A 25362-nucleotide genomic window follows, 5' to 3' on the forward strand; every position below is an offset into this window, starting at 1 on the left:
CCAGAGGATAGCCGATGGAAGATGGGCCAAGCCTATTATTGCTCAAATTTAGACAGCAGGATTTCCGGATCATTTCTTTACCTCACGCCAAACCATCCGAGGAGGTCAGGCAAACTCAACAATTAACAAATTTTTGGCGGCCAGCGCCTGAATTGGAAACAAACTCCGCAGTTTCGGAAATATCTTTTTGTGCCGCGGCAGGCGAAACCTGACCTGAATCGATTGCTTATGCAAGGTTCCAGGTCACTTAACAGCGTGATTTTTCAACAATCAGGCCGCAGACAGTCAGAGGTGAAAAATAGGCAACAATCGGCTTTGGTGACAGCCCCGTTGACAGCTTCGGCGACATGGATCAGCATCGCCTCAACCTTGGTTTTTAAAGTTTGAAATGTTTCTTTGATGAGTGATATTCCCAACACCGCTTCCGGTGCCCAAGTCGTACCTGCCGAACGTAGTTCGACAACTGGCGGACGTCCAAAAGTTCTATTTGTCGGCAATCTTACGACCTCACTGACCAATTTTCGCTATGATCTGTTGAAAGAGCTTGCTGAACGCGCAGACGTACTTGCTTGCGCACCGGAAAATGATGCGACGACCGAAGCAGCCCTTGCCGAGATTGGCGTAACATTTCGGCAAATCCCCATGGCGCGCGCGGGGTTAAATCCATTTCAGGATCTGTCCACCCTGTTCACGCTGATCGGGATCTGCCGGGAAATACGGCCCGATATCGTCTTTGCCTATACGATGAAGCCGATCATCTTCAGCGGCCTTGCGGCGCGGTTGACCGGCGTTCGGCGGCGGTTCGCGATGTGTACCGGGTTAGGTTATGTATTTGCGGATGCCGAACTGACCCTGCGCCGAAAAGTGCTGAGAGCGGTGGCGACAGGCCTTTACCGGATCGGATTGAAAGGTGCCGACGAGGTGCTGGTTTACAACTCGGTCGACGCCGAAGAGTTTCGCAGCAGACGGTTGATGGCGAAAAAGGCCGCGCTGTCGATTGTGCCCGGTTCTGGCGTCAACCTCGCCAGATACGCAAAATCCAACCCGCCCACAGATCCGCCTGTTTTCCTGATGATCGCGCGCCTGCTGCGTGACAAGGGCGTGTTCGAATATGCCGAGGCCGCCCGGCAACTTAGGGAACAATTCCCTGATGTTCGTTGTCAGCTTTTGGGTCCGCTGGATGACAATCCGGACTCGGTCAATGCACTGCAGCTCGAAGAATGGGGTCAGCAGGGGCATATCGAGTATCTGGGCGAAACCAAGGATGTTCGGCCATTTCTCAAGGAATGTTCGGTCTTCGTATTGCCCACCGTCTATCGTGAGGGCATCCCCCGCGCCATTCTTGAGGCGATGTCGACAGGGCGCGCCGTCATTACGACCGATGCCCCGGGATGCGCCGATGCGGTCAGCGACGGGGAAAACGGGTTTATCGTCCCCAAACGCAATCCAGAGGGGCTGGCGGATGCGATGAGAAAATTCGTTGAAGACCGCAGCCTGATCGAATCCATGGGTCAGGCCGCGCGGGCGCGTGCCGAGCAAGAGTTCGACGTCGCCCGGATCAACACGATCCTGCTGCGGAAAATGGGGCTGATCGACAGCGATACCACCCTGCCCTCGACTGCCACCGACTGATCCGCGCCCATTCTAAGCCGACGTCTGATCCGAGAAACTGCGCCATCCACGGCTGAGACCCGGATCAATCGCATCAAGCTCGGCAACGTCAGGCCTATAGAAATCGGCCATTTTCTGCGCCAAAGCATCGGGCAATTCAGGGTATTCCACCTGCCGCGCCACCGCTTTGCGAATGGCCTTTAACGGCCCCGTATGCCGGATCGGGTCAAGCAACGGTCGAAGCGGCGCCAGAACCCGCCTCAGAGGCAAGGGCACGATTGGCGTATTTTTGTTTTTGACCCGCTCTTCTAGTGGCGGCTCCACGACGCCGGAATAACCGATGTGTTCGGCGACACGGCGTAAGGTTTCAACCGGTTGTGAGATCGTGTTTTCGTAGGCCAGCAACAGAATCTGATCGGTCGGAAACAGATCGTAGAAACGGCGCAGGTGATAGGCATATCTACCATTGTGCAGGAACCTTTCATCACCAGCCTTGTCAGGGTCCAGATACCGATGAATGTCGTCCCCAACAGTGCCTCTGCGAAACAGCATGCAGTAGTCGGAATAGGCCCTTCGAACCGGATCGCGCATCTGCAGGATCAACCTGACATCAGGATAGTCACGGGCAATCCTTTTGGCCGCCTCTGGATGTGTCAGATAGGTATTGCATTTTTCGCCTACGATACTCTGGTCTGAATAACCCTCGTATTGATCGCGATACCAGACCGCCCCCCGGTCATAATGATCCGAGAAATAGTGCAGCTCGGGATCCGGCATGAAAATTTGCGGTGTAGCCGTCAATGAATTCTGCAACCAAGTGGTCGCACATTTCGCAGCACCGAAAATCAGGAAATCTATTTTTCGTTCGTTCGGCAAACCCATTTTACCCCCAAAACCTTACATTTCGCATCCGGATTACGAAACCAATTCTCGGTACACGTCAGACACTTCGGCCACGTGTTTATCCAACCCAAAATTATCCTGCACATATTGGTATGCAGCCTGTGTTACCTGCTGCCTCAGGCTCGGGTCCCCAATCAGAGAGATGACCGGCTCAACAAAGGCCTCGGGGTCCTGCGGGTCTACCAGAAAACCGGTTTTGCCATGATCGATAGCCTCGACATTGCCGCCGTGCCGTGTGGCCACAACAGGCAGCTCAAGGTGCATTGCCTCGATCAAGGTGCGTCCAAATGGCTCGTTCAAGGCCGGCACAAGGGTGGCATCCATTGCGACCATACACTTTTCAACATCCTGCCGAAAACCCATCATATGAATCTGCGCGCCCATCCCCTGTTCTCGGGCCACGTCCATGGAGCCTGAGTCCAACCCGTCATCGGGATTGAGTACTTTGCCAAACAGCAGGCCATGTACCGGCCTGTCCGCAAGCTGTTTCTGAATGGCCACAAGGCTTTGGACAAAATGAACCGGCCGTTTTCGCGGTTCCAAATGGCCAAAATATCCCAGAAGAACTGCATTTTCCGGCGCACCGATTTCGTTCAGGATCATCCGACGCGCCGCGTCTGGATCCGGGCGCTGAATGCTCAGGTCGAAGGGGCTGCGGATGACCTGAAACTTTTTGTCAACCGAGCGTATCGGACGCGAGGGTTTCGAAAAATACGACACGCTTAGGATACGGTTCGAAAACACCGGCGCGACATAGTTAACGCCTACCGCGCGCGGATCCTGCCTGTGGTGCCAGATATGCTTGATCCCCAACCGTCTGGCCGGAAACACCCAATTCACATGCAATCGACCCTCATTTGTGTGGACGATATCTGGCTTTTTGCCCCGCAAAAACCGGACGAGCTGGCCGTAGGTCCGGGTCCAGTATTCCGGAAAGCCAACATCCGCATCCGTTTTATTGTTTGGAGGGCCCATAAGCCTGGGGCCCTGCAATACTTCGATATTCAGACCCAGCGATTGAGCATACTGCCCGACCGACCCGGCTTCGTTGTGGCAAAGGACCAATGGTTCAAACTGATCCCGGTCCAGACAGGACGCAAGTTTGAGCGCGGAAACATGACTGCCGCCCAGATCTGCCCAACCTGCAAAGGGAAATAAAACGCGTATCTTTTTCATTCTGGCCTGCCGCCTTTTTGGCTCAGCGCCGGACATCAGAACCGCGCGCTGAACCATAAATCATTGAACTGAAATCTATTGTGTTTGCGTGACGAAGGTTCGAGAAACCGAAAGCGTATCCCCGGGGGACAAGACAGTGTCACCCGAAATCGCCGTTGCGGCTCCTCCGGCCGCGCGGGTGACCGAGTATACGATCACGATCTCTTCGACCGCATCAACCTCTTCAACAACGCCAAGCGCTGCCAGCTCGGCCTGCAGGATTTTCGCGGTGCCCAGCCGGGTCTGCAAATCCTCGAGTTCGATCTGCACCAGATTCAGCCGCACCAGCGCATTCGAGCGCGCGGTATCAAGCAACTCCAGCTCATCGCGTTGCGCGCGGTTCAGCTGTTGCCGGGCCAAGCCCAGAGCGATCTCGATATCCACGCTTTTGCTTTCCAGGTCGTTCAGCGAGTTGGACAGAGATGACACGCGGGAACTGACCGTAAGGCCCTTTTTCTGTAGTGCCAGAGCATCATCCAGATCTTTGCGCGTGATCCCGATCTGATTTGCGCGCAATTCCAGCTGCCGTTCGAGGCTATCGATCTGATCTTTGAGGGTTTCCTGTAGTTGGATGATGCGTTCACCCTGCCCTTCCCGGGCCTGTTGATCCGCTTGCAGAATCTCCCCCTGCAGACCTTGCGGGGGTTCAATTTTGGCATCACCACCGTCCGGGGTTAGTGTTGACAGATCAGCCAGCAGTCGGCGTTGTTCGGCTTGCAGAGCTTCGATCTGTTCATTGTACAGCTGAACCTCACCCTGAACCCGCAGCCCGGTAAAGTTCGTTCCTACGTCATTTTGCAACGGCAACCGGTATTCCCCGCCCGCAAGCGCCATCGCCTGCTGCGCAGTCAGTTGGGGCCGATAGGGGTACGAGCCTGGAATCTGGACATCCCCCAGAATGTATACGGGCAGATGGCCGATGACTTCGATCGCCAGATGAGGCGGTTCTGCCATCCCCACGCGAGTGCGCATCTGAGTTTCCAGCAGCAGTACCAATTCTTCGGTCGTTCGCCCTTCAGCATGAACCTGACCGGCCAGAGGCACCATCAGCATTCCTCCCGAAGAAAGCGCATATTCACCGGAAACGCCTTGCCAGTTCACAAAAGACGCGCCCACCGGATCCCAGCGCATCGCACGCAAATTGATCTTGTCCTGCGGTGCCAGAACATATTCCTCGGCCTGAAGCGCACCGATAAAACAAGCCGAAGCCGCGATCACAGAAAGCATCAGTTTTTGCAATAATTTCACGACATTCTCCTAAGTGTATTCGTTGGTCCAAACACCGGCAGGCGCGACACGCTAAGCGCAATGGCTAGGACAAAGGGTACGTTCCAGAACCGGGCATAAAAGGTCGTCGCTCCGGCAAGCAGCACGACATACATCAGCATGGCAACGATGGTCAGTGCCCCGACCGATGGCGAGCGGCCGACAGAAATGGCCATCCAGGCCAAGTATATGCTGGCCAAAATAAAGCCGACCATACCGAGCAGAGAAATCAAGCCACCTTCGGACAGAGTCAGCAAATAGGCCGAATGAACCACGATTCCCTGTTCGCTGGCCAGGCTGTACTGGTTTGCACCCAGCCCGATCAACAAAGTGCCACGTGATACCTCGAAGGCCTCTTGCAGCAGGAATAGCCGGTCAGAGAACGTGCCCGCCTGGCTAATGTCACCTGCAAGAACGGCATTCAGCACTCGTTCGCGAAAGACCTCGGGCAAGAAAAGCTCACCAAAGTTCAGGACTACCAAAACCGCAATCAACGTGCCGACGATCAGGGTCACAACATGACGCGGGGACCCGCTGCTGAGGATAATGGCGACAGTCCCCACTATGGTCACGATCAGACCAGAATTCGAACCGGTCAGGATGACGCCGTAAAACAGGATTGGCAGCCCGATCAGCCCCCAGATGCGGCTGCTTTGCTTCTGCAGGATCAGGCTAAGCAGGAAAACGATGGCCATCGCCAGCATAAGCGCGCATTCATTTGCCCGCTCGACCAGCGAAAGCATGCGACCATTGGCGGATACAAACCGGTGTAGCGGGTCTTCCATGAAGTTGATTGCATAGATGCCAAACAGCACAACAATGCCCATACCAATAATAAATGCCTTCATCAGAAGGACGATCTGATCAAAGCTTCGATTGCCGATCAGAACTGGCAGCACGATCAACGAAAAGAAGTACTGAACAAACACAGTCAGCAGCTCGGTCGGGTCACCGTTGATCAACGAACCTATGGTCAGGCCCCCTGTGAAAAACAGGAACGAACTGTACCAGAACCCGCTTGCTGGCCCGAATATCTTAACCGGCAGCTGGCCGGTTGCCAGCATGACAAACCCAGCCAGCACAAAGAAGAAATCCGAGAGGGTGAAATAGACGAAATCCACTCTGAGATAGTTCATCGGCGCCAGGGCTACAGCCGCCATCAGGAAATAGAGAGCTGCCATGTCTACGCTTGGCAAATAGCCGATTCCATTGGTCGGCTTGCCAAAGGAAACAGATTGGGCCGATGCAGGTCTCATGGGCGCACCTGCTCCTTTCCGTGTAATGCAGGGTTCAGCAATGTACGCCGCAAGTGTAACACACACAGCCCTAGCCAGACGGAATTACACAGCACATGCGCCACAGCGGCACCGACCACACCCAAAACAGAAACCATCGGTGCGATGAGGATCAGAAACAAAATGGTGTTCAACAAACCGATCCGAACCAAGGCCCGGTCTTGCCCCAGGCTCAGCAGTGCAGGGTTCAGCAGTATCCCACCAAGATAAATACCTACCGCGATTGCCTGCACGCGCACGACCGGTACTGCGGGGGCATAATCCACGCCAAAAATCGCAGTAACGATCGGTTCCAGCATCAAGATCACTGGAATCAAGACAAGGGCAATTACCCCCCAGAACCCGGCGCTGAGACCCGTTAGCATTTTTTGCAAACGGTCAAATTCATTTCGGGAGGCAAACCGGGTGAACTCGGGATAGATCGCCTGGCTTAGCGGTCGTCCAAGACGCAGTGCAGCTTCGCCGCACCGTTTCGCGATATGGTAATATCCCACCATCGTCGGTGAAATCAGAACACCCAATATGATCACGTCCAGGCGCTGCGTGGTCTGACGCAAGATGACAGAGAGATTGCTGTTCCAAACAAAGCGCAGAAACCCGGAATTTTCACCCAGAGTTTGCTTTATTCCAAGCATCGGACGGCCATAGCCATTCCGCGACATTTCTCGCAGCCCCGCGGCAAAGGCCAGAACGCCGTCTAAAAGGCTGACAGCAACAAATATCGCGACAAAGCCAGGCAGCCCAAACCCCAGTTGCCAGGCAATCACCCCCAGCACCATCCGCACAGACGCTGCGAAAATATCCAGTTTGGCCAACAGATCGAACCGGTCGAAGGACCGCAACAAAGCCAACCCGGTTGGCCTCAGCGAAACCAGAATTCCCAGCGATGCGACCGGCAGCACCCATGCAAGATCCTGATCCAGCCCCAGCCATCCGGCAATGATCGGTGCGAATGCGATCGCCGCGCCGGCGGCCAATACGCCCCCAACCACGTCAATCAGGACCGACAGCCCGACAAGTCGGCGAAATCGTTCGCGGTCTTCTTCCTCCAGCGCAGTGCTTCCATATCTAATCACCGCCTGCCAGGGCTCAAGATGAAGGAACCGGGAAACGATCCGCGCATAGGCCTCGCCTATTGCCATTACCCCCAAGCCTGCAGCCCCAAGTGCGCGAGCGGCCACCGGCAGAAACACAAGGCCCAGCAAAGCGACTGCTATCTGAGAGGAAAAGATCCATTTCAGATTGCGCAGTAAACGCCGAAGCACAGCAGTCGGGATTGAGGTTGCGCCGGGCTGAGAGGTCATGTCTGATCCACCCGCCCGCCGCACAAACGACCGGCCAATTCCACCCCTTGGCGGCTGCCGGTCATTGGACCACGCCGCAAAAGCGTCGCGGGCGCTGTGCCCTCATATTCGCAAATAAAAACCAATACCCAATCACCAATCTAACAAATCCTACAAGGGTCTGCGAACCGTAATCAGCTGCTTTTCCCAGGCTCATCCGAGTAATGATATGTATAGGCACCATACCCATATTGCCTTTGCTTCCGCATGTTCACACCATTCATGATCGTACCGGAAATCTTGATATTGCTCATCCGCAGCTTTTCGATTGCATCCTTGAGAATTTTTTCGGTGGTCTGCCCCCAGCGCACCACCAGGAACGTACCATCGACAAGCGGCCCAAGTCGGATCGTGTCATCAATGACCAATGTCGGCGGCGTATCGACCAACACAAGATCGTACTGATTGCGCAACATGCGCCCGTATTCGCCAAGCTGCTGCATCAACTGTTTGCGGGATATTTTCGGACGCAGGTTCAGACTGATCGACGAAACCCCCGGTACCCTTTCACCATCGACATAAATCTGGCTGGGTTGCACGGCACCGCTCAGCGCGTCATCGATCTCGACCGGAGCCGCCCCGGTAAGACCCAGTGTTTTTGAGGCACGGCAACGGTGGTTGTCCATATCCAATAATAGAACGCGCATCCCATCTGTACCCGCCACTAGGGCCAGCGAAACCGCAACCACGGTCTTGCCTTCTCCAGGAACACCAGAGGTAACCATGACGATGCTGCCGTCATCATTTGTGTTAAACCACATGGTCAAAACACTGCGCAGCGCCTCGACATAAGGCGAGCGGCCCTGATCACGGATAAAGCGCAACAACTCCTGCTGACCATCCGTGTCCGAATCCATCACCGTATCCGGCAGGAAACCCAGATTGGTCAGATCGGTTTGCTGTTCGATCTGGTTTTCATTGACGATCCGCGTGTTGCTGCCCTCCATCAACAGGGCGATCACAAAGGCCAGAGAGAACCCGACAATCGCGCTGACTGCGACGGCGACTTTGGTATTCGGCCAGAATGCCGAAGTCGGCGCATGAGCAACCGAAACCTGCTGAACCGCCTGGCCAAGAAACTGTTGCTGGGTTTCGAAATCATTCAGCTTTTCAATCGTCGTCTGATACCGGATCCGAAGAAGCTCTAGCGCGCGTTCCATCCGCAGCAATGCAATTTCCGAACCGGTCCGGCTGCGCAATGCCTGTTCAACAACGGCAATCTGGTCAGCAATTTTGTTGACCTCTTCGCTGCTGGCTCCGTTGATCTCATGCACATCTTTTTGCGAGTTGAGCCGCGCAAGTTCCGACCGAAGCCTGCCCGGCACGGATTCATCCGCCAGATTTTCTTCAAGAATAAAGGCCGCCATCTGAAGTTCGTCACGGGTCAGTTCGTCACCCAGCTCATTTACGCGGTCCTTAAGAAAAGAAATGGAAGATGAAAGACCCTGCTGCCGCCGCTGCTGCAGGCGAAGGATAAAAGTTTCTGCAACTGTATTGGCAATATCGGCTGCCAGCTGCGGGTCTTCGGCTGTTGAGATGATCTCAATCGCAAGGCTCTCTCCTTGCCGAAGTACGTTATATGTCGACAGTGTATTGTCGATTACACGATTGCGGATAACGGATGTGGATTGCGGATTTGCGGGGTTTTGCGCCCCGGCAAAAGCCTCATTCTCGAACAGGTCCAGCGCCAGGGCGACCTCTGCCGCAAACTCCCGTGACCGCAGGATGTCGATTTCGGTTTCAATCAAAGTGCGGGTCAGCTCGTAGGATTCAAGTTCGACACTGTCGGCGCGGACGCGCATATCCAGAGATGTGAGAACGATTTCGGCGCGGGATTTGTATCTTGGGTCCAGTTGATTGACGACCATAAACGTGCCGACGATCACAGCTGCGGTCACTCCGAGGATCAACTTCAGATGACGGTAAATCATCCGCCATATGCCATCCAGACGCTGTTGGCCAAATTGGTTTGCGATATGGTTTTGATCCATTCTCTATCGTCCCTTGTAGCGACCAAGATCACCGTCGCCTGAAATACAAATCTTTGATGCTGCGCCCATGTTCGAACGAATTCTTATCCTAATGATTGGACAGCTTGGCCATTTTTCCGAGTTTTCTTGTCGTTATTTGCTCAATGTTTCCACACAAGAGACAATAGGCCGAAATCCTTGCTGTTGCAGAAGCTAAGAGGCGGCGTCTTTCAAAGTTTTGCAGACCTGATTCATACGACAAAGTACTTAACCTCCAAAAGTGCGGCGACACCGCAAGCGCGCCAATATTACTAGTTAAACCTGTAGAACGTGTTTCCTGCGACAAAGCCGTCCAGCTTTGCCGATCTTGCATAGTGATGCAGATCACTGGTTTTGTTTATGAACCCCGCTCCGCGAAAGTTCAGTGACGTATTGCACAATACACCCGTGCCCGAAGCCGACTTGAATGCGTTCAGCAGGTCGTAAAAGAAAGCATTCTGATCCCGGCGGACTGTTTGGACCCTTGCTGTCCCGTCTACATGCGTGATCGCGGCCAGGTTCTGATTGGTCACCTTCTGCAGATGCAACATATAAGGCGCGGAGTTTTCCCACTCAAAATGCTGGCTGACATCTTCCTCAAGGCAGGATGGGGCCACGGGGCTTGTATCCGGGCGGTTTTTAGCCCGGTTCAGGCGCACGCGGGTTTCGGCCCAGAACGGGGCCGCCAGAATCGAGCGGTTGCCCAATGCGCGCGGACCGATTTCACAGTTCCCTCTGGCCCAACCGATGAGCTCACCGGACATTAACGCATCCGCGACATCGTTCAGACGCAGCTCGCTGACCCGCATGCCGCTACTGTCGATTTTATCATCCACAAAGGACTGTCCGGAATAAACCGTCCAATCCAGCTTTGCCTGGCCCGTATAGTGGCGCATGGCATCAACCGCAGTTCCTATGGCGCAGCCGGAATCACTGCTGCAAGGTGGTACAAATACATCTCGGAACAAGCCGCAATTCTGCCACTTGGTGTTCCAATCGCAGTTCAATCCACATCCGCCGGCAATCACCAGCGGATAGCCCTCTGTCAGGTTCTGTTCGGCAAAGGCAAGGAACCGTGAAAAAATCGCATCCGAGAGTTTCTGTGCAAGATTACTGAACTGCTGGCTGTGCATTCCGACATTGAAAAACGGGGAATCGGTCAACCGATCCTTGCGCAGAATTTCGGCCAATGGCTGATCTGACAAAAGATAGTCTATCAGCGCATGTTCATCCGCGTCATGTGAACCGGGCTCTGCATAGGCACATGCCGCCATCATCCTCCCGGGGTCCTCGCGCCGTTGTTCACGCGAAAGCACGGGATAATCGGGATCAACCAGTGCGCTCAGGAATGAATATCGGGCACCTGGCCCGGTCATTACCCGACCGACATGAGACAGCTTTAGATCTTCATCAATCTTGTAGAAATCGCCAAGCGTGTCTTCCCAAACCAACACATAACAAGGTTCACCCTGACGAAACGGAGACATCCCATAAGCGCCCCAAATATGTGCCCTTTCATGGGTCGATGAGAAAAAGTCGATCTCCTTGCCAAAAAACGTTCGTTTCCCCACGGTCTGAGCATCTTCGCCAATGCCGAAATACCCTGCCCCCGAGGTCGTCACATGTTGTGTTCCGGTCGTTGACCAGCCGCTAAGGGCCAGGATATCAGGCAAGTCCCGGAACCACAGGCCAGAGTCGATAAATGTATCCGGTGTGACTGACGTATTGCGGGGAAAACTGTCTTTCTCGGATTCATAGGAAAACAGCAGGTTACCGTTTTGGGCATCAATACCCGCAACCGTACCGTCATGCCCCGACTTGAATGACAAAATCTTCATTTCACACCTCAATACCGCGCTTGTTGCGCGGTCCTGGCAAAACACACCAATTCGTTACTGTTCTATCAAATTGCGTTGACGCAGCCCCTCTGTAATTGCCCGAGCGGCCAGTTCTGCGCCTGCTTCGTTGAAATGAGAATCCGGCGCATAATACGATGCCGGATCCTCTTGCATTTCGATAACATCCGTTAAGTCTATCACGTCCAGCCCGGCCTGCGCAGCCGCATCTTTCACCAATACTCGCAGCGGGTCGTGGATAAAAGGCTGGGCGACCAGACCCATATAGCGGCTGACCGTCGGCACATACACGATGACGATCTCACCATCCCATTGTGATGTTATCTGCTTTGCCCGGATCAGAACATCCGCAAATACCGGGTTCTCATCGGTCGCTTTGGGATAGTGAATCCCAAGAATCTCGGCCGTTTTCTGCAATGCCAGAAAGTTCCTGAACACCCTTTGCGCCCGCAGGTAGTCGATCCAGGACAACGTCGTCTCAGACCACCATCCAGAAATAATTGGAGCGGATATTTCCGACTGATCCGGATGCTCGATCGGGCCAAAATCTGCAGCCGGGTCGAGTGCTTCACGCAGCCACGGCTTCTCAAGCTCTCGTTCCAGATTGCGCCAGTCATTGCCCGCAAAGAAAGAAAAGATCGTAAGATCAGGCTGGAACTCTGGCCCGTATCGGCCCAAAACCGCCAGTTGATACAGCGGGCCAATGCCTCTGTGACCGGTGTTAAGCAAGCTCGGCATATCCTGACGCAGCTTATCCGCCAGATGCTCACCCTCTCTCAGGCAGAACCCTTCGGAAAACGAGTCGCCCAGCAGCATCACATTCAAATCGTTTTCAAAGACCGAAGGTGGATTGCGAAACCCCAAACGATCAGGCGTATAGGTCACCGGCTCGCCCAGCACCGAGCACAGCAGCATCTTGTCACCCGGCATGGGCGCCAGATACGCGGATTCGAGCAGCTGTGTATCCAGCGCATCGTTCACATGCTTCATTGTCCGGCCCGGCGGCAAATTTTCCTTGTATTCTTCGACGCTGACGTCTTCGCCGACAAACCCGACCAGCCCCAGACGCCCGGGGATTATCTTGATTGTCAGATAGGCCTCGAATGCGAACAGAGCCGCCAACAGGGAAACAGCGCTCACGCCAACTGTCAGCCTGCCTTCGTCTGATAAAAAGACCGCGCATAAGGCCAGCACCAGCCCAATCGCGCCCGGGGCCAGAATGTACCGAATCAGCCGCGCGGTTCCATTGGCAAATTCCGCTGAATTCATCAGCGCGTATGCGACGACCCCAAAGAAATAGAGAGCGGCAACCAGACATAGGATTGACCCGAAACGCGAACTGCGGGTTTTTTCAGTCATTCCATCTGGTCCCTTTCGACCGATATCGACATTTGCCGTCATTAACGGCGAAACCAGGCGAATTCAGTTGAACCGATTTGCATATCATCGGCAAGCTTTTCTGCGGCGCCCGGACAGGCGCAGGAAAAAGACGCATCACATGGACCTGTGAAATAGGAAAAATGCTCAAAAACAACGGGATAAACACACACGGCACACAACACTCGAATACAAAACAAAATCAGATTTTCTTACCACCGTTGTGCTGAAAAGCAAATCACCCGCTCTTTCAACACCTTGTGGGCACATGGCACAATCACATTTCGCGCATAATTCGCCTTTTCCAAGCCTATTGTTCCCGAATTCAACACGGCGCCAAAGCCCTTTCTGCGGCGGCAGAGCAATGATTTTGGTAGGTGTATCGTCTGCGGCACAGCAGACGGATGAATATACGGGAAACCCCTAATATCCAGCCAGCAGGGTTTTGTTACAGTTAACGCAACTACACCGGAGAGGCTTCGGCCTCCCCACTCGCTCAAAAAGGGACTGACTTTGGGGGTCGGTCCCTTTTTAGTTTTTACGTCAGGTTCAGAACCCTGCCCAAATCAGGACAGGGCACCTAGATTACCCGTCAATGATACCATTGAGTGTCGCGCTTGGGCGCATGACTGCTGCAGTCTTGGTCGGGTTGGTGTGATAGTAACCACCCAGATCTGCCGCTGCCCCTTGTGCGTTGGCCAGTTCGGATAGGATCTGCTGTTCTTTCGCGGCCAACTCTGCAGCAATCGGCGCGAACTCGGCGGCCAGATCAGCATCATCGGATTGCGCGGCCAGCGCCTCAGCCCAATAGCGCGCGAACCAGTAATGGCTGTCACGGTTATCCGGCTGCCCGACTTTGCGGCTAGGCGACTTGTTGTTATCCAGAATACCCTGCGTTGCGGCCTCGGCAGCGGCGCCAAGAACTCCGGCTTTGGCGTTGCCTTTGCTGTCGGCTAGGAAATTCAAAGACTCGCCAAGCGCGCAGAACTCACCCATCGAGTCCCAGCGCAGGTGGTTTTCCTCGACCAGCTGCTGCACGTGTTTCGGGGCAGAGCCACCCGCGCCGGTTTCGAACAATCCGCCGCCCTGCATCAGCTTGACAATCGACAGCATCTTGGCCGATGTGCCCAACTCAAGGATCGGGAACAGGTCGGTCAGATAGTCACGCAGCACGTTGCCGGTGATGGCGATGCTGTCGTTCCCGGCCGTGATGGTCTCCAACGACTGGCGGGTCGCCTCACGCGGTGCCAGGATTTGGAACTTGTCCGCCACGCCAGCAGCTTCCAGTGTTGGTTGGACGAATTTGATCAGTTCGGCATCATGGGCGCGGTTTGCGTCCAGCCAGAAGATCGCCTCGGATCCGGTCAGACGCTGACGGTCCATCGCTAGTTGAATCCAGTTCTCAATCGGAGCCATCTTCACGGTGCAGGCACGCCAGATGTCGCCCTTTTCAACCGCATGCTCGTGCAACGTCTCACCATTGGCCAGCACGATGCGAATGGTCCCATTCGCAGGCGCCTGGAATGTTGTCGGGTGGCTGCCGTATTCTTCGGCTTTCTGTGCCATCAGACCCACATTGGCCACAGCCCCGACGGTGGCTGGGTTCAGCGCGCCATTGGCTTTGAAGAATTTGACGGATTCATCATAAATAGACGCATAACAACGGTCCGGGATCACGCAGTTGGTGTCACCTTTCGACCCTGCTTCGTCCCAACCCTTGCCACCAGCACGGATCACGGCAGGCATCGAGGCGTCGATGATCACATCCGACGGCACGTGCAGGTTGGTGATGCCCTTGTCGCTGTCAACCATATACATGGACGGGCGGTCGCCCTTGATCGCGTCAATGGCGGCCATGATATCGGCGTTGCCTGCAACCCGCTCCAGCAGATCGCCCAGACCCGAGTTCGGGTTCACACCCAGCGCATCCAATTCAGCGCCATAGGCCTCGAATACCGGGGCAAGCCACGCCTTGACCGCATAGCCGAAGATGATCGGGTCGCTGACCTTCATCATTGTGGCCTTCAGGTGAAGCGAGAACATGGTGCCGTCTTTTTTGGTGTCTTCGATGGCCTCGGCCAGGAAAGACGACAGCGCATTGACGGACATGAAGGTCGCATCGGCAACGGTGCCCTCGGCCAGCGGCCAGCCGTCTTTCAGAACCGTAGTACTGCCGTCTTGTCCGACAAATTCGATTTTGGCGTCACCGGCTTGCGCCGCAGTGATGGTGGCCGATTTCTCGTTCGCGTAGAAATCATTGCCGGACATGGACGAGACTTTAGTCTTGCTGTCAGCGGCCCATGTACCCATCGAATGCGGGTTCTTCTGGGCATAATTCTTGACGGCGCGCGCGGCGCGACGGTCGCTGTTACCTTCGCGCAGAACCGGGTTCACAGCCGAACCCTTGATGGCATCATACCGCGCGCGGATCGCTTTTTCTTCATCAGTCGCAGGTTCTTCGGGATAGCTCGGGATGTCATAGCCTTGTGCTTGCAGCTCTTCGACGGCGGCCACCAGCTGCGGCACCGAGGCCGAGATGTTGGGCAGCTTGATCACATTGGCATCGGGTGTCTTCACCAGCTCACCCAGTGCGGCCAGATCATCGGTGATGCGCTGCGCATCTGTCAGCTTTTCGGGGAAGGTCGAAATAATCCGCCCAGCAAGTGAAATATCCTTGGTTCCGACGCTGACACCGGCGGCGGATGCAAACTTTCGAATGATGGGCAGGAATGAGGCGCTGGCCAGCTCGGGCGCTTCGTCTACAATGGTATACAATATGTCGAAGTTCGATTTATCTGCCATATTCTTTTACCTTTTTTAAGCCTTTCGGGGCGTGCGATCCAAGAGTTGGGGCCACATCGGCGTGGCGCGTAAGGGACGTAACAAGACTGCCGTCCCGGGATGACTCTGTATTGACAGGGCCTCCCTTAAATGACGTTTGGCTTGGGATCAATCGCCAGAGACCGCGCATTTTGACACGGTTTGCGGAAAATCATCAAAACTGCTTGCCAATGGGCAAAATTCAGACGCCCCAGGTATCGCTGAGCTTATATCCGCCCGGCCAGGGATCGTCCGGGTCAAGCATGTGTTGATGTGAACCGGTAATCCATCCGCGGCCACTGATCTCGGGAATGATCGCGGCACGCCCCCCGATCGTTGTGGCCTCGACGATCTGTCCGGTGAAAGACGAGCCGATGATCGAAACCGCCTGGAAAGTTTGCCCGACTGCCATTTCTCCCTTGGCGGCCATCAGGGCCATACGGGCAGAAACTGCGGTACCGGTAGGGGACCGATCAACTTTGCCCGGCTGGATCGCCACAGCGGATTTTCCGCGCAGGCCATTTGCAACCCGCTCGGTCGGGCCACAAAAAGCGCAGAATGAAATGTGATTCCAGTCCGGGTTTTCGGGATGCGTAAACCCAATCTGTTCGTTGGCCGCATTGGTGATCGCTACACCCAGCCGCGCTATGTCGCGCGCTTCGTCTTGTACAATGTCGAACCCAAGCGCCGCTGCATCGACGACCACGAAACTGTCGCCCCCATAGGCCGTATCCACGGTCAGGGTGTCAACGCCCGCCACCTCAAGCGGAACGGCGATCTGGTCGGCAAAGCTGGGCAGGTTCTGCACAAAAATGCGCTCAGCCTTTCCATTCCGGCATTCGGCGCGCACCTCGACCAGCCCGCCCGGCGCCTCAAGCGTCAGATGTGTAACCGGTTCCTGCATCGGAATGATCCCGCTATCCAGCAGCACGGTGGCCACGCAGATCGAGTTTGAACCAGACATGGGCGGTGTGTCTTCGGGCTCCATGATAATGAACCCGGCATCTGCCTTCGGATGTTTGGGCGGCACCAACAGGTTCACATGGCGAAACACGCCTCCGCGCGGTTCGTTCAGGACAAAGTTGCGCAGGGACTGGTCGCGGGCGATGAACGACCGCTGCTCCCACAAGGTGTTGCCGGGAGGCGGAAGAACACCGCCGACGATGACGTCGCCAACCTCGCCCTCGGCATGGGCAGAGATCACATGGAGAGTTTTGTTACTGCGCACGACCCCCTCCCTCAGAACCGGCCAGCAGCAAAGGGGGCTGGCGAAATCGGGGGGGCCTGACGGTCAACCATGGCCCCAACAAGTTCGGCCGTGCCTGCGGATTGGGTCAGCCCAAGATGCCCATGGCCGAACGCATAGAACACGCCAGACGCATTTGGAGAAACACCGATGACCGGGATGCTGTCAGGCATCGACGGTCGGAACCCCATCCATTGCGCGCCTCCTTCGGTCTTGAGGCCGGGTAGAAACTCTTCGGCTTTGTGCAATAACGTGTCGGCTCGTTTGAAATTGGGGGCGAGGTTCAGACCGCCCAACTCGACCGCGCCGCCGATCCTGACGCCATTGTTGATCCGGCTGGCAACGAACCCATGCCGCGAGAAGGACAGGTGCATCCGCAGATCAAATGAACCTTCGGGCAGGGTCGTGTTGTATCCTCGCTCGGTTTCAAGCGGGAACCGGTCACCAAGTGTTCTGGCGATGTGATGAGACCATGCGCCGGCAGCCACGACCACTTTCGCTGCGTCCACCGGACCTTCCGCCGTTTCAAGGCGCATGCCGCTTTGCTGTGGCATCAACGCCTGAATATCGCGCCGCTCGATCCGGCCTTGCCGGCTTTGAAAGGTCTGGGCAAGGCGCTCGACCCATTTCTTGGGATCAACGGTATTCAACCAGTTGGGCGTAAAACCTGCATGGGTGAATCGCGGGCTGAGACCCGGTTGTTTTTCGGCAATCGCCTCGGGGCTTTCCAGCAGCTCAAAGTCTATTCCGTGCTGGCGGCGCACTTCCCAGGCCGGCAGGCTCGCGCGGAATTCGGCATCGGACTCGTAAAGCTGCATCTGCCCGTCCCGCTGCATCATCGCCTCGCCGTCAACCGCTGTAATCAACCGCTCAAGCGCCTCGCTGGAAAGTTGCATGAGGCTGGCCTGAGCGGCCAGCACCTCGGCGTAGCGACCGGGCTGACTGGCGCGCCAGAAGCGGTACATCCAGGGCGCAATCTGGACTGCGTAGGCAGGTGGGATAGACAAAGGCCCCAGCGGGTCCAGCAGCCATTTTGGTGCTTTTTTCATGATGCCGGGCGTTGCCAGAGGCTCAACCTCGGAAAAAGCAAAAGCCCCAGCGTTTCCAGCCGATGTCTGCGCGGCAACACCTTCTTTATCCAGCACCAAAACGGAGTGACCCCGGCGCTGTAATTCCAGAGCAATGGTTATGCCGATTACGCCGGCTCCGATGACGACGATCTGCTGGGTCATACCTCAATCCCCGAACGGAATGGATCAGCCGCTTCAAAAATCAACCGCGACTCCGCCATGACATAGGCCTGCCCGGTGATCGAGGGGATGACACCGCCATTCGGACCAGCCCGATAGGACAGGCGATAGGTGCTGCCAATGACACTTTGCTGGACGATTTCCTGCCCCGGGGCCAATAGACCCTCAGCGGCCAGACAGGCCAGCCGAGCAGAGCTGCCGGTGCCACAGGGCGACCGGTCGTAATTGTCATCCGGGCACAGAACAAAGTTGCGGCTGTGAATCGCGTGCTCGGGCGATGCGTCCTGAAAGATTACATGATCAATCGGTTCACCCTGCTCGCCGCCAACCCCCTGCGCGATCGAGGCTTTGCGGATAGCAACGGCCCTATCGGTCAGTTCCCGAATATTGGCCGGAATGACGGAAAGCGGGCTTGGATCGACGATAAAGAACCAGTTTCCACCATAGGCCACATCCCCTGCAACCTCACCGAAACCGGGCACATGAAGTGAAATGTCGCTGTGAACGCGGCGGCTTTCGATATTCGTGACCGTGACAGTATTGGCATCGTGCAGCTCGACCGTGACAACTCCGGCTGGCGTTTCGATCCGATGTATTCCAACATCGATCCGACCAAGATGCGCTAGTGTGACGGTCAGGCCAATGGTTCCGTGGCCGCACATTCCCAAAACAGCATCGACATCAAAATAGATCACGCCGGTGACACAGGTTGGATCAACCGGTTCCACCAACAAGGCCGCGACCATGGCCGGTTGTCCGCGCGGTTCAAGCATGACCGAACGATAGAAATCCCTGTATTCGGTGTCCAGCCGCCGGGCGCGTTCAGCCAGAGGGCCAGAGCCCAGTTCTGGTGCGCCATCGAGGATAACCCGGGTCGGTTCGCCTCCGGTGTGGCTGTCGATCACATGCATTCTGCGATCACCCCACCTTGTTTCAACCAATCGGCGAACCAAGCCCCAAACAACGCGTATTGCTGTTCGCAATAATTCCGCTGTGCATCTGTCAGGGCATCAGTTTCATTGAAATGCAGGCGGTATTCCTCTTCCCCGTTCAACACCAGAAGATGCTTGTAATACAGCACAAGATCCGGGCCCTCATCAAAACTGGACAGCACCTGAATGGCCTCGGTCAGTTCTTGCGCCCGTAACCGGGCTTCGGCATCGCCCCGCGCGGCCTTTTGAGAAAGCGCAGCCAACAGCAACGCCTCACGCGGGAGGGCCGTTCCGATCCCGGTGATCGAACCGGTTGCCCCACAGTTGACGAAACCGTGGTAAACCTCGGTGTCCACACCCACCATCAACGTCACATCATCATCCTGACTGGTGATGTTTTCCGCTGCATAGCGCAGATCGTCCTTGCCTCCGAATTCCTTGAACCCAATGAGGTTAGGGTGTTCGGCGCGCAGGGCAAAGAACAGATCAGCCTTTGTTGCGAAACCATAATATGGGCTGTTGTAGATAATTGCCGGCACGTCCGGCGCAGCGGACAGGATTGCCTTGAAATGGTTCTTTTGCGCAGTTGATGAGCTCCCTCGGGACAGAACCCGGGGAATGACCATCAACCCGACAGCGCCGACCTTTTGCGCATGTGCTGCGTGGGCCTCGGCGGATTTGGTGTTGATTGCCCCGGTTCCGACCACAACCGGCAACCCGGCATCCACCAGACGTTCCACCCCTTCCATGCGCTGCGCATCCGTCAAAAGCGGCCAGTCGCCCATGGATCCGCAATAGACAACCGCAGACATGCCTGCGTCGATCATTTGCTTGCCCTTCCGAACAAGTGCGTTGAAATCCGGCTGCCTATCCGCCGAGCAAGGGGTCATGAGCGCGGGCATCGTACCGCTAAATACATTGGTCGACATACGGTGCTATCCTCTAGTTACAGGGGTCCAGATAGGCGTCAGGCGCCCGTTTTCACGCGATAACGGATATTGGATACAAAATCCATATATATTCGACGCAAAAAGCCCGCGTTGGACCTTTCGTCTGACGCGGGTGTTTTTGACTGTCTAAACGGCGATTATCTCAACCGCAGGCCGGTTTCAGGATCAAACAGCATGGTGCGTTCCGGGCGGATCGAAATACCAATGCGTGTACCCTGCTTACTGCGCTCGTCTTCGCGCTCTTCAACGATCAGCTTGTCGCCATTCGATGTCAGCAAATAGGAATAGCTGACGCCGCCAAGCGCCTCGGTCAGATCAACAGTGCAGGTATCGCCCGACCGATCAACCTGAATATGTTCCGGGCGGATACCCAGCGTGACCCGAGACAGACCCAAAGGAACCGATGCTGGGACGGGCAGAGGCTGAGTGATCGCCGGATGAGTCACCTGACCATCAACGATGTCGCAATCCAAGAAGTTCATGGCAGGCGAGCCAATGAACCCTGCTACAAACTTGTTATCTGGATCCCGATACAGATCCATCGGCGCACCGACCTGTTCGATCCGACCATCGCGCAGCACCACGATCTTATCGGCCATGGTCATCGCCTCGACCTGATCGTGAGTCACATAGATCATGGTCGCGCCAATTTCATTGTGAAGCCGGGCAATTTCCACACGCATCTCAACGCGCAATTCGGCGTCCAGGTTGGACAGAGGTTCATCGAACAGAAACACCTCGGGGCCGCGCACAATCGCACGCCCGATGGCAACGCGTTGGCGCTGACCACCCGACAGAGCCTTGGGTTTGCGCTTCAGGTACTGGTCCAGCTTCAGGATACCCGAGGCTTCCTGAACCTTCCTGTCGATTTCGGCTTTTGCCACGCCGTTCATCCGCAGGCCAAACCCCATATTCTCGGCCACCGTCATATGCGGGTACAGGGCATAGGTCTGGAACACCATCGCCACGCCCCGTTTCGCAGGGTCCTGATGTGTCACCTCGCGCGCGCCGATGTGAATTTGGCCCTCGGTCGTTTCCTCAAGCCCTGCGATCATCCGCAACAAAGTAGATTTTCCACATCCCGATGGGCCGACAAAGACACAGAATTCACCATCCTCGATTTCGAGGTCGATCCCGTGAATCACCTGTGTCTGGCCATACCGCTTAATCGTTTGGTTCAGAGTTACTCCGGTCATGTCGCTTGTATCCTGTCCTTCTGGCCATCGGGGCGTGTTTCAGGGAACCGCCAGGCCTGAGCTTCGGCCGCGATTTGTTCGGCCACCCGGCGCACGCGGGGAATCCAAGCCTCGAGCTGGTCGAAATTCATCCGCTCGGTCGAGCCGGTCACCGATATTGCACCCAGCATCCGCCCGCCCGGCGTTCGGATCGGGCAGGCAATGCAAATGATCCCCGTCTCGTGTTCTTCATCGTCCAGGGCGTAGCCCCGGCTGTGGATCAGTTCTAGATCGGACCGCAGCGCAGCTTCCGAGGCCAAGGTCTTATCCGTAAACCGGTGAAAGCTTTGCTGTGAGATCACCTTGTTCAGCTCAGCCTCGTCCAGAAAGGCCATCATCGCCTTGCCCACACCCGTACAATAGGCCGGTCCGACCTTGCCCGCCTGTGAATACATCTCAACCGGCTGGGCAGCATTGCGCTTATCGACATACAGAACCTGACCGGAATCAAGCTGCGCCAGATGCACAGTCTCGCCCGTTTCACCGCTGAGCGTATCAAGAAACGGCCTTGCGATCGGCGCCAGTGAGCTTTGCGTCCACGCCGCATGGGCCAGCCGAACCAGCCTCAAACCCGGTGCATAGGTCTGCCTATCCGGGTCATAGGACAACATCCCCTGATTAGTAAGGGATTGCAGAAACCGATACAGCGTTGCTTTGGGAAAGCGGCTGCTTTCCAGCAGTTCCGCAAAGCGAATTGGCCGCTGAAACGCGGCCACCTGATCCAGCACGTCACATGCTTTCCCTATCGTTCCATCACCTGCCACGGGCGCTCTGTCTCCTCCGATTAACCTGCGGCCGCAGCCACGAGGGTCTTGACAAGACTAACCGAGTCGATGTGTAGTTTTCAACATATAAAACTAAGTTCCAATATATGGAACTAAAATGGAAGCTAAGGGAGGAAACCATGCATTCCATCTACAAGCGCACCACGGCCGCGCTGGCCATGAGCGTTGCACTTGCTGTTCCCGCCTCTGCCGAGCTTACCGGCGAATTGCGGATATTCCTGGACACATCGAACCCGGCACCCCGGGCCACGATGGAAGCAATGATCGACAGATTTCAGCAACAGCATCCGGATTTGGCCATCGAGACAACGGTGATCGACCGCGAGGCCTACAAAACCCAGATCCGCAACTTCTTGACTGCGGATACGCCGGATGTCGCCACGTGGTACGCGGCGAATCGGATGAAACCCTATGTCGAGGCTGGCCTGTTCGAAGACGTCTCGGACCTGTGGGCGGAACCTGCGATTGCGGACAATCTGGCCTCAACCAAAGGTGCGATGACGATCGACGGCAAACAGTGGGGCGTGCCCTATACCTACTATCAGTGGGGCGTTTATTATCGCAAAGACATCTTTGACGAGCTGGGCCTGACCGAGCCCGCAACCTGGGAAGAAGAGCTGGCGAATTGCCAGAAGATCGTCGATTCCGGTCGCGCCTGCTATACGATCGGCACCAAGTTCCTGTGGACTGCCGGTGGCTGGTTCGATTACCTGAACATGCGCACCAACGGCTATGACTTCCACAACCAGTTGGCCAATGGTGAAATCAGCTGGGAGGATGACCGGGTCAAGCAGACCTTCGCCAACTGGAAACAGCTGATCGATATGGGTGCCTTCATCGACAACCACCAGACCTATAGCTGGCAAGAAGCTCTGCCCTTTATGGTCAACGGTGATGCGGCGGCTTATCTGATGGGCAACTTCGCCGTGGCGCCACTGCGTGAGGCGGGCCTGAGTGACGACCAGCTGGACTTCTACCAGTTTGTTGCCATCAACCCCGATGTCGAACTGGCCGAAGATGCACCGACCGACACGTTCCACATCCCGTCAAACGCGGCGAACAAAGAAGCCGCCCGTGAATTCCTGCGCTTCGTTGTGTCTGCGGATGAACAGACCGAGATCAACAATGGTTCGAATCTCGGCCAGTTGCCGGTCAATGCTCAGTCCTCGGTAGATGCCGACAAGTTCCTGCAGCAGGGCTTTACCATGCTGTCGTCAAACAGCCCGGGCGGAGTCGCCCAGTTCTGGGACCGCGACGCACCGGCAGAAATGGCCAAAGCGTCGATGGAAGGCTTCCAGGAATTCATGGTCAAGCCAGACAATGCGGACAAAATCCTGGCCAAACTCGAACGGGCGCGTCAGCGCATCTACGACAACTGAACCGGTCAGGATTGGCAAAGCCCATCCTGAGCCATGACCTGCGTAAGGCGGGTATCAACCCGCCTTACTCCGCCTACCAGAACCGGGGACGCCCATGACCGCCGTCGATACCCACGAACAGGAAAGCTGGTTCCACCGAAACCAACAGCGCATCGCGCCCTGGTTATTTTTGGCCCCGGGCCTATTGTTCTTTATGGTCTATGTGATCATTCCGGTCTTTCAGTCCTTCAACCTGTCGCTTTACGAATGGGACGGCCTAGGGGCTGCCGAATATGTCGGCTTTCGCAATTATGAAGACCTGTACTGGGAATGGTCGGACCGGGATGCCTTTTACATCTCGCTCAAAAACAACCTGATCTGGCTGCTGCTCTATCTGGCGGCGATTCCGGCGGGTCTGTTCATCGCGCTGTTCCTGAACCAGACGGTCTGGGGCATCCGCCTGTATAAATCCCTGTTTTTCTTCCCCTTCGTGATTTCTCAGGTAGTTGTTGGCCTAGTGTTCACATGGTTCTATGATCCCACATTCGGCCTGCTGAACGAATTCCTCGGATTCTTTGGCATGGGCCCCGTGAACGTGTTGGGTGACGAGCGGTTCGTGACCTATGGCATCATCTTTGCCGGTCTCTGGCCGCAGACAGCTTATTGCATGATCCTGTACCTGACCGGCCTCAACGCCGTGGACCCCGAACAAATCGAAGCCGGGCGGCTGGACGGTGCCAAGAGCTGGCGGATGTTGTGGCATATCATCCTGCCGCAATTGCGCCCTGCCACCTTCATTGCCTTTGTCGTCACCATCATTGGCGCGCTTCGCAGCTTTGACCTGATCTCAATCATGACACAGGGCGGTCCGTTCGGATCATCGCGCGTGCTGGCCTATTACATGTTCGAGGTCGCCTTGTCCGAATACGGATTCCGCATGGGATATGGCGCAGCTATCGCGGTGATCCTGTTCCTGATCATGCTGTGTTTCATCGGTTATTTCCTGTGGTCAATGTACCGCGAAGAAAGGGGGCACTGAGATGTTTCCCAAGCCAATCGAAAAACAACCTCGTGCAGCGCAGATCACCTATCAGGCGTTGCTGCCGCTGGCCTTGCTTTTGTGGCTCGGGCCGTTGCTGGCCGTCGCCCTGTTCTCGGTCAAACCCGCCGCGGATTTCACCAATGCCAACTACTGGGGGATGCCGTCCAGCTTTGAGGGCGCATTCAACTATGGGCAGGTGTTTTTCAATTCGGATATGCCGCGCTATCTGATGAATTCCTTCCTGATCACCGTTCCCACGGTCATCGGGTGCGTCGCGCTCAGCAGCATGACGGGGTTTGCACTCGGCATCTACAAATTCAAATCGAACCTTTGGATCTTCTTCCTGTTCGTAGCGGGCAATTTCGTGCCTTTCCAAATCCTCATGGTGCCCGTGCGCGACCTGACGCTGGACCTGGGCCTGTACAACACCAAGACCGGGCTGGTTTTGTTTCACATCGCGTTCCAGACCGGGTTTTGCACCCTGTTCATGCGGAATTTCATCCGCGCCCTGCCCTTTGAACTGATCGAGGCGGCGCGGGTCGAAGGGATCAGTGAATGGCGTATCTTCTGGTACGTGGTGCTGCCGCTGATGAAGCCCGCCATTGCGGCGCTCAGTGTGCTGATCTTTACCTTCATCTGGAACGACTATTTCTGGGCAGTAGTGCTGACGCAAGGTGCTGAGAGCCAGCCTGTAACCGCAGGGATCACCAGCTTTAACGCGCAGTTCCGCGCAGCCTATCAGCTGATGAGTGCCGGTTCCATTGTCGCGGCGCTGCCGCCGGTTGCCATGTTCTTCCTGATGCAGAAACATTTTATCGCGGGCCTGACACTCGGTGCCGTAAAATAACATCAAGCTAAAGGTTTGCCTG

The 25362-nt window shown here is 55.8% G+C and carries 19 protein-coding genes; 4 read left to right on the top strand and 15 right to left on the bottom strand.

Annotated features, from left to right (window positions below; genetic code table 11):
* The first annotated feature begins 399 nt into the window (after nt 1-399).
* Nucleotides 400-1632, top strand: a complete 1233-nt coding sequence (locus tag AC2FIP_RS10790; RefSeq protein WP_496786356.1) for a glycosyltransferase family 4 protein — start codon at nt 400-402, stop codon at nt 1630-1632.
* Nucleotides 1633-1644: 12 nt separating this feature from the next.
* On the opposite strand, the gene AC2FIP_RS10795 is transcribed toward AC2FIP_RS10790, so the two are convergent.
* The 15 genes from AC2FIP_RS10795 to AC2FIP_RS10865 all read right to left on the bottom strand — a co-directional run bounded on the left by AC2FIP_RS10795 (nt 1645) and on the right by AC2FIP_RS10865 (nt 22072).
* A complete protein-coding gene (locus tag AC2FIP_RS10795) occupies nt 1645-2493 on the bottom strand; it encodes a sulfotransferase family protein (RefSeq protein WP_496697070.1) in 849 nt (282 codons plus the stop codon).
* 33 nt (nt 2494-2526) lie between these two features.
* Entirely contained in the window at nt 2527-3690 is a 1164-nt protein-coding gene (locus AC2FIP_RS10800; RefSeq protein WP_496786357.1) for a glycosyltransferase family 4 protein, read from the bottom strand.
* 75 nt (nt 3691-3765) lie between these two features.
* Nucleotides 3766-4977, bottom strand: coding sequence for a polysaccharide biosynthesis/export family protein (locus AC2FIP_RS10805; protein ID WP_496697074.1), 1212 nt, complete (start codon nt 4975-4977; stop codon nt 3766-3768).
* Entirely contained in the window at nt 4974-6251 is a 1278-nt protein-coding gene (locus AC2FIP_RS10810) for an O-antigen ligase family protein (protein WP_496786359.1), read from the bottom strand. Before AC2FIP_RS10810 ends, AC2FIP_RS10805 begins: the two co-directional genes overlap by 4 nt.
* On the bottom strand, nt 6248-7594 hold the full coding sequence (locus AC2FIP_RS10815) for a lipopolysaccharide biosynthesis protein (RefSeq protein ID WP_496786360.1): 1347 nt from the start codon (nt 7592-7594) through the stop codon (nt 6248-6250). Before AC2FIP_RS10815 ends, AC2FIP_RS10810 begins: the two co-directional genes overlap by 4 nt.
* A gap of 173 nt (nt 7595-7767) precedes the next feature.
* On the bottom strand, nt 7768-9624 hold the full coding sequence (locus AC2FIP_RS10820; protein WP_496786362.1) for a GumC family protein: 1857 nt from the start codon (nt 9622-9624) through the stop codon (nt 7768-7770).
* 290 nt (nt 9625-9914) lie between these two features.
* Nucleotides 9915-11480: a carbamoyltransferase C-terminal domain-containing protein gene (locus AC2FIP_RS10825; protein ID WP_496677171.1), complete on the bottom strand. Its 1566-nt coding sequence runs from the start codon at nt 11478-11480 to the stop codon at nt 9915-9917.
* A 54-nt stretch (nt 11481-11534) separates the two neighbouring features.
* Nucleotides 11535-12857: an alginate O-acetyltransferase AlgX-related protein gene (locus tag AC2FIP_RS10830; RefSeq protein ID WP_496786363.1), complete on the bottom strand. Its 1323-nt coding sequence runs from the start codon at nt 12855-12857 to the stop codon at nt 11535-11537.
* Nucleotides 12858-13460: 603 nt separating this feature from the next.
* Nucleotides 13461-15677, bottom strand: coding sequence for an NADP-dependent isocitrate dehydrogenase (locus tag AC2FIP_RS10835; RefSeq protein WP_496786365.1), 2217 nt, complete (start codon nt 15675-15677; stop codon nt 13461-13463).
* A 220-nt stretch (nt 15678-15897) separates the two neighbouring features.
* Nucleotides 15898-16923: a trans-3-hydroxy-L-proline dehydratase gene (locus AC2FIP_RS10840; protein ID WP_496786366.1), complete on the bottom strand. Its 1026-nt coding sequence runs from the start codon at nt 16921-16923 to the stop codon at nt 15898-15900.
* An 11-nt stretch (nt 16924-16934) separates the two neighbouring features.
* Nucleotides 16935-18173: an NAD(P)/FAD-dependent oxidoreductase gene (locus tag AC2FIP_RS10845; RefSeq protein ID WP_496786367.1), complete on the bottom strand. Its 1239-nt coding sequence runs from the start codon at nt 18171-18173 to the stop codon at nt 16935-16937.
* Nucleotides 18170-19102: a 4-hydroxyproline epimerase gene (locus AC2FIP_RS10850; RefSeq protein ID WP_496786368.1), complete on the bottom strand. Its 933-nt coding sequence runs from the start codon at nt 19100-19102 to the stop codon at nt 18170-18172. Before AC2FIP_RS10850 ends, AC2FIP_RS10845 begins: the two co-directional genes overlap by 4 nt.
* Nucleotides 19093-20052: a dihydrodipicolinate synthase family protein gene (locus tag AC2FIP_RS10855; RefSeq protein ID WP_281995060.1), complete on the bottom strand. Its 960-nt coding sequence runs from the start codon at nt 20050-20052 to the stop codon at nt 19093-19095. Before AC2FIP_RS10855 ends, AC2FIP_RS10850 begins: the two co-directional genes overlap by 10 nt.
* A gap of 158 nt (nt 20053-20210) precedes the next feature.
* Nucleotides 20211-21269 carry an ABC transporter ATP-binding protein gene (locus AC2FIP_RS10860; protein ID WP_271948765.1) on the bottom strand — a complete coding sequence of 353 codons (1059 nt, stop codon included), beginning with the start codon at nt 21267-21269 and terminating at the stop codon, nt 20211-20213.
* Nucleotides 21266-22072 carry an IclR family transcriptional regulator gene (locus AC2FIP_RS10865; protein WP_496786369.1) on the bottom strand — a complete coding sequence of 269 codons (807 nt, stop codon included), beginning with the start codon at nt 22070-22072 and terminating at the stop codon, nt 21266-21268. The genes AC2FIP_RS10860 and AC2FIP_RS10865 overlap by 4 nt, the downstream gene beginning before the upstream one ends.
* A gap of 140 nt (nt 22073-22212) precedes the next feature.
* Here AC2FIP_RS10865 and AC2FIP_RS10870 point away from each other — a divergent pair, with 140 nt between their 5' ends.
* From AC2FIP_RS10870 to AC2FIP_RS10880, 3 genes are all read left to right on the top strand, one after another.
* Nucleotides 22213-23472 carry an ABC transporter substrate-binding protein gene (locus AC2FIP_RS10870; protein WP_142636170.1) on the top strand — a complete coding sequence of 420 codons (1260 nt, stop codon included), beginning with the start codon at nt 22213-22215 and terminating at the stop codon, nt 23470-23472.
* Nucleotides 23473-23566: 94 nt separating this feature from the next.
* Complete coding sequence (locus AC2FIP_RS10875; RefSeq protein WP_142636168.1) at nt 23567-24490, top strand: carbohydrate ABC transporter permease; 924 nt, start codon at nt 23567-23569, stop codon at nt 24488-24490.
* Nucleotide 24491: 1 nt separating this feature from the next.
* Complete coding sequence (locus AC2FIP_RS10880; protein WP_142636166.1) at nt 24492-25340, top strand: carbohydrate ABC transporter permease; 849 nt, start codon at nt 24492-24494, stop codon at nt 25338-25340.
* Nucleotides 25341-25362: the final 22 nt, after the last annotated feature.

It is taken from the genome of Ruegeria sp. CDSB114 (genome assembly GCF_059611025.1).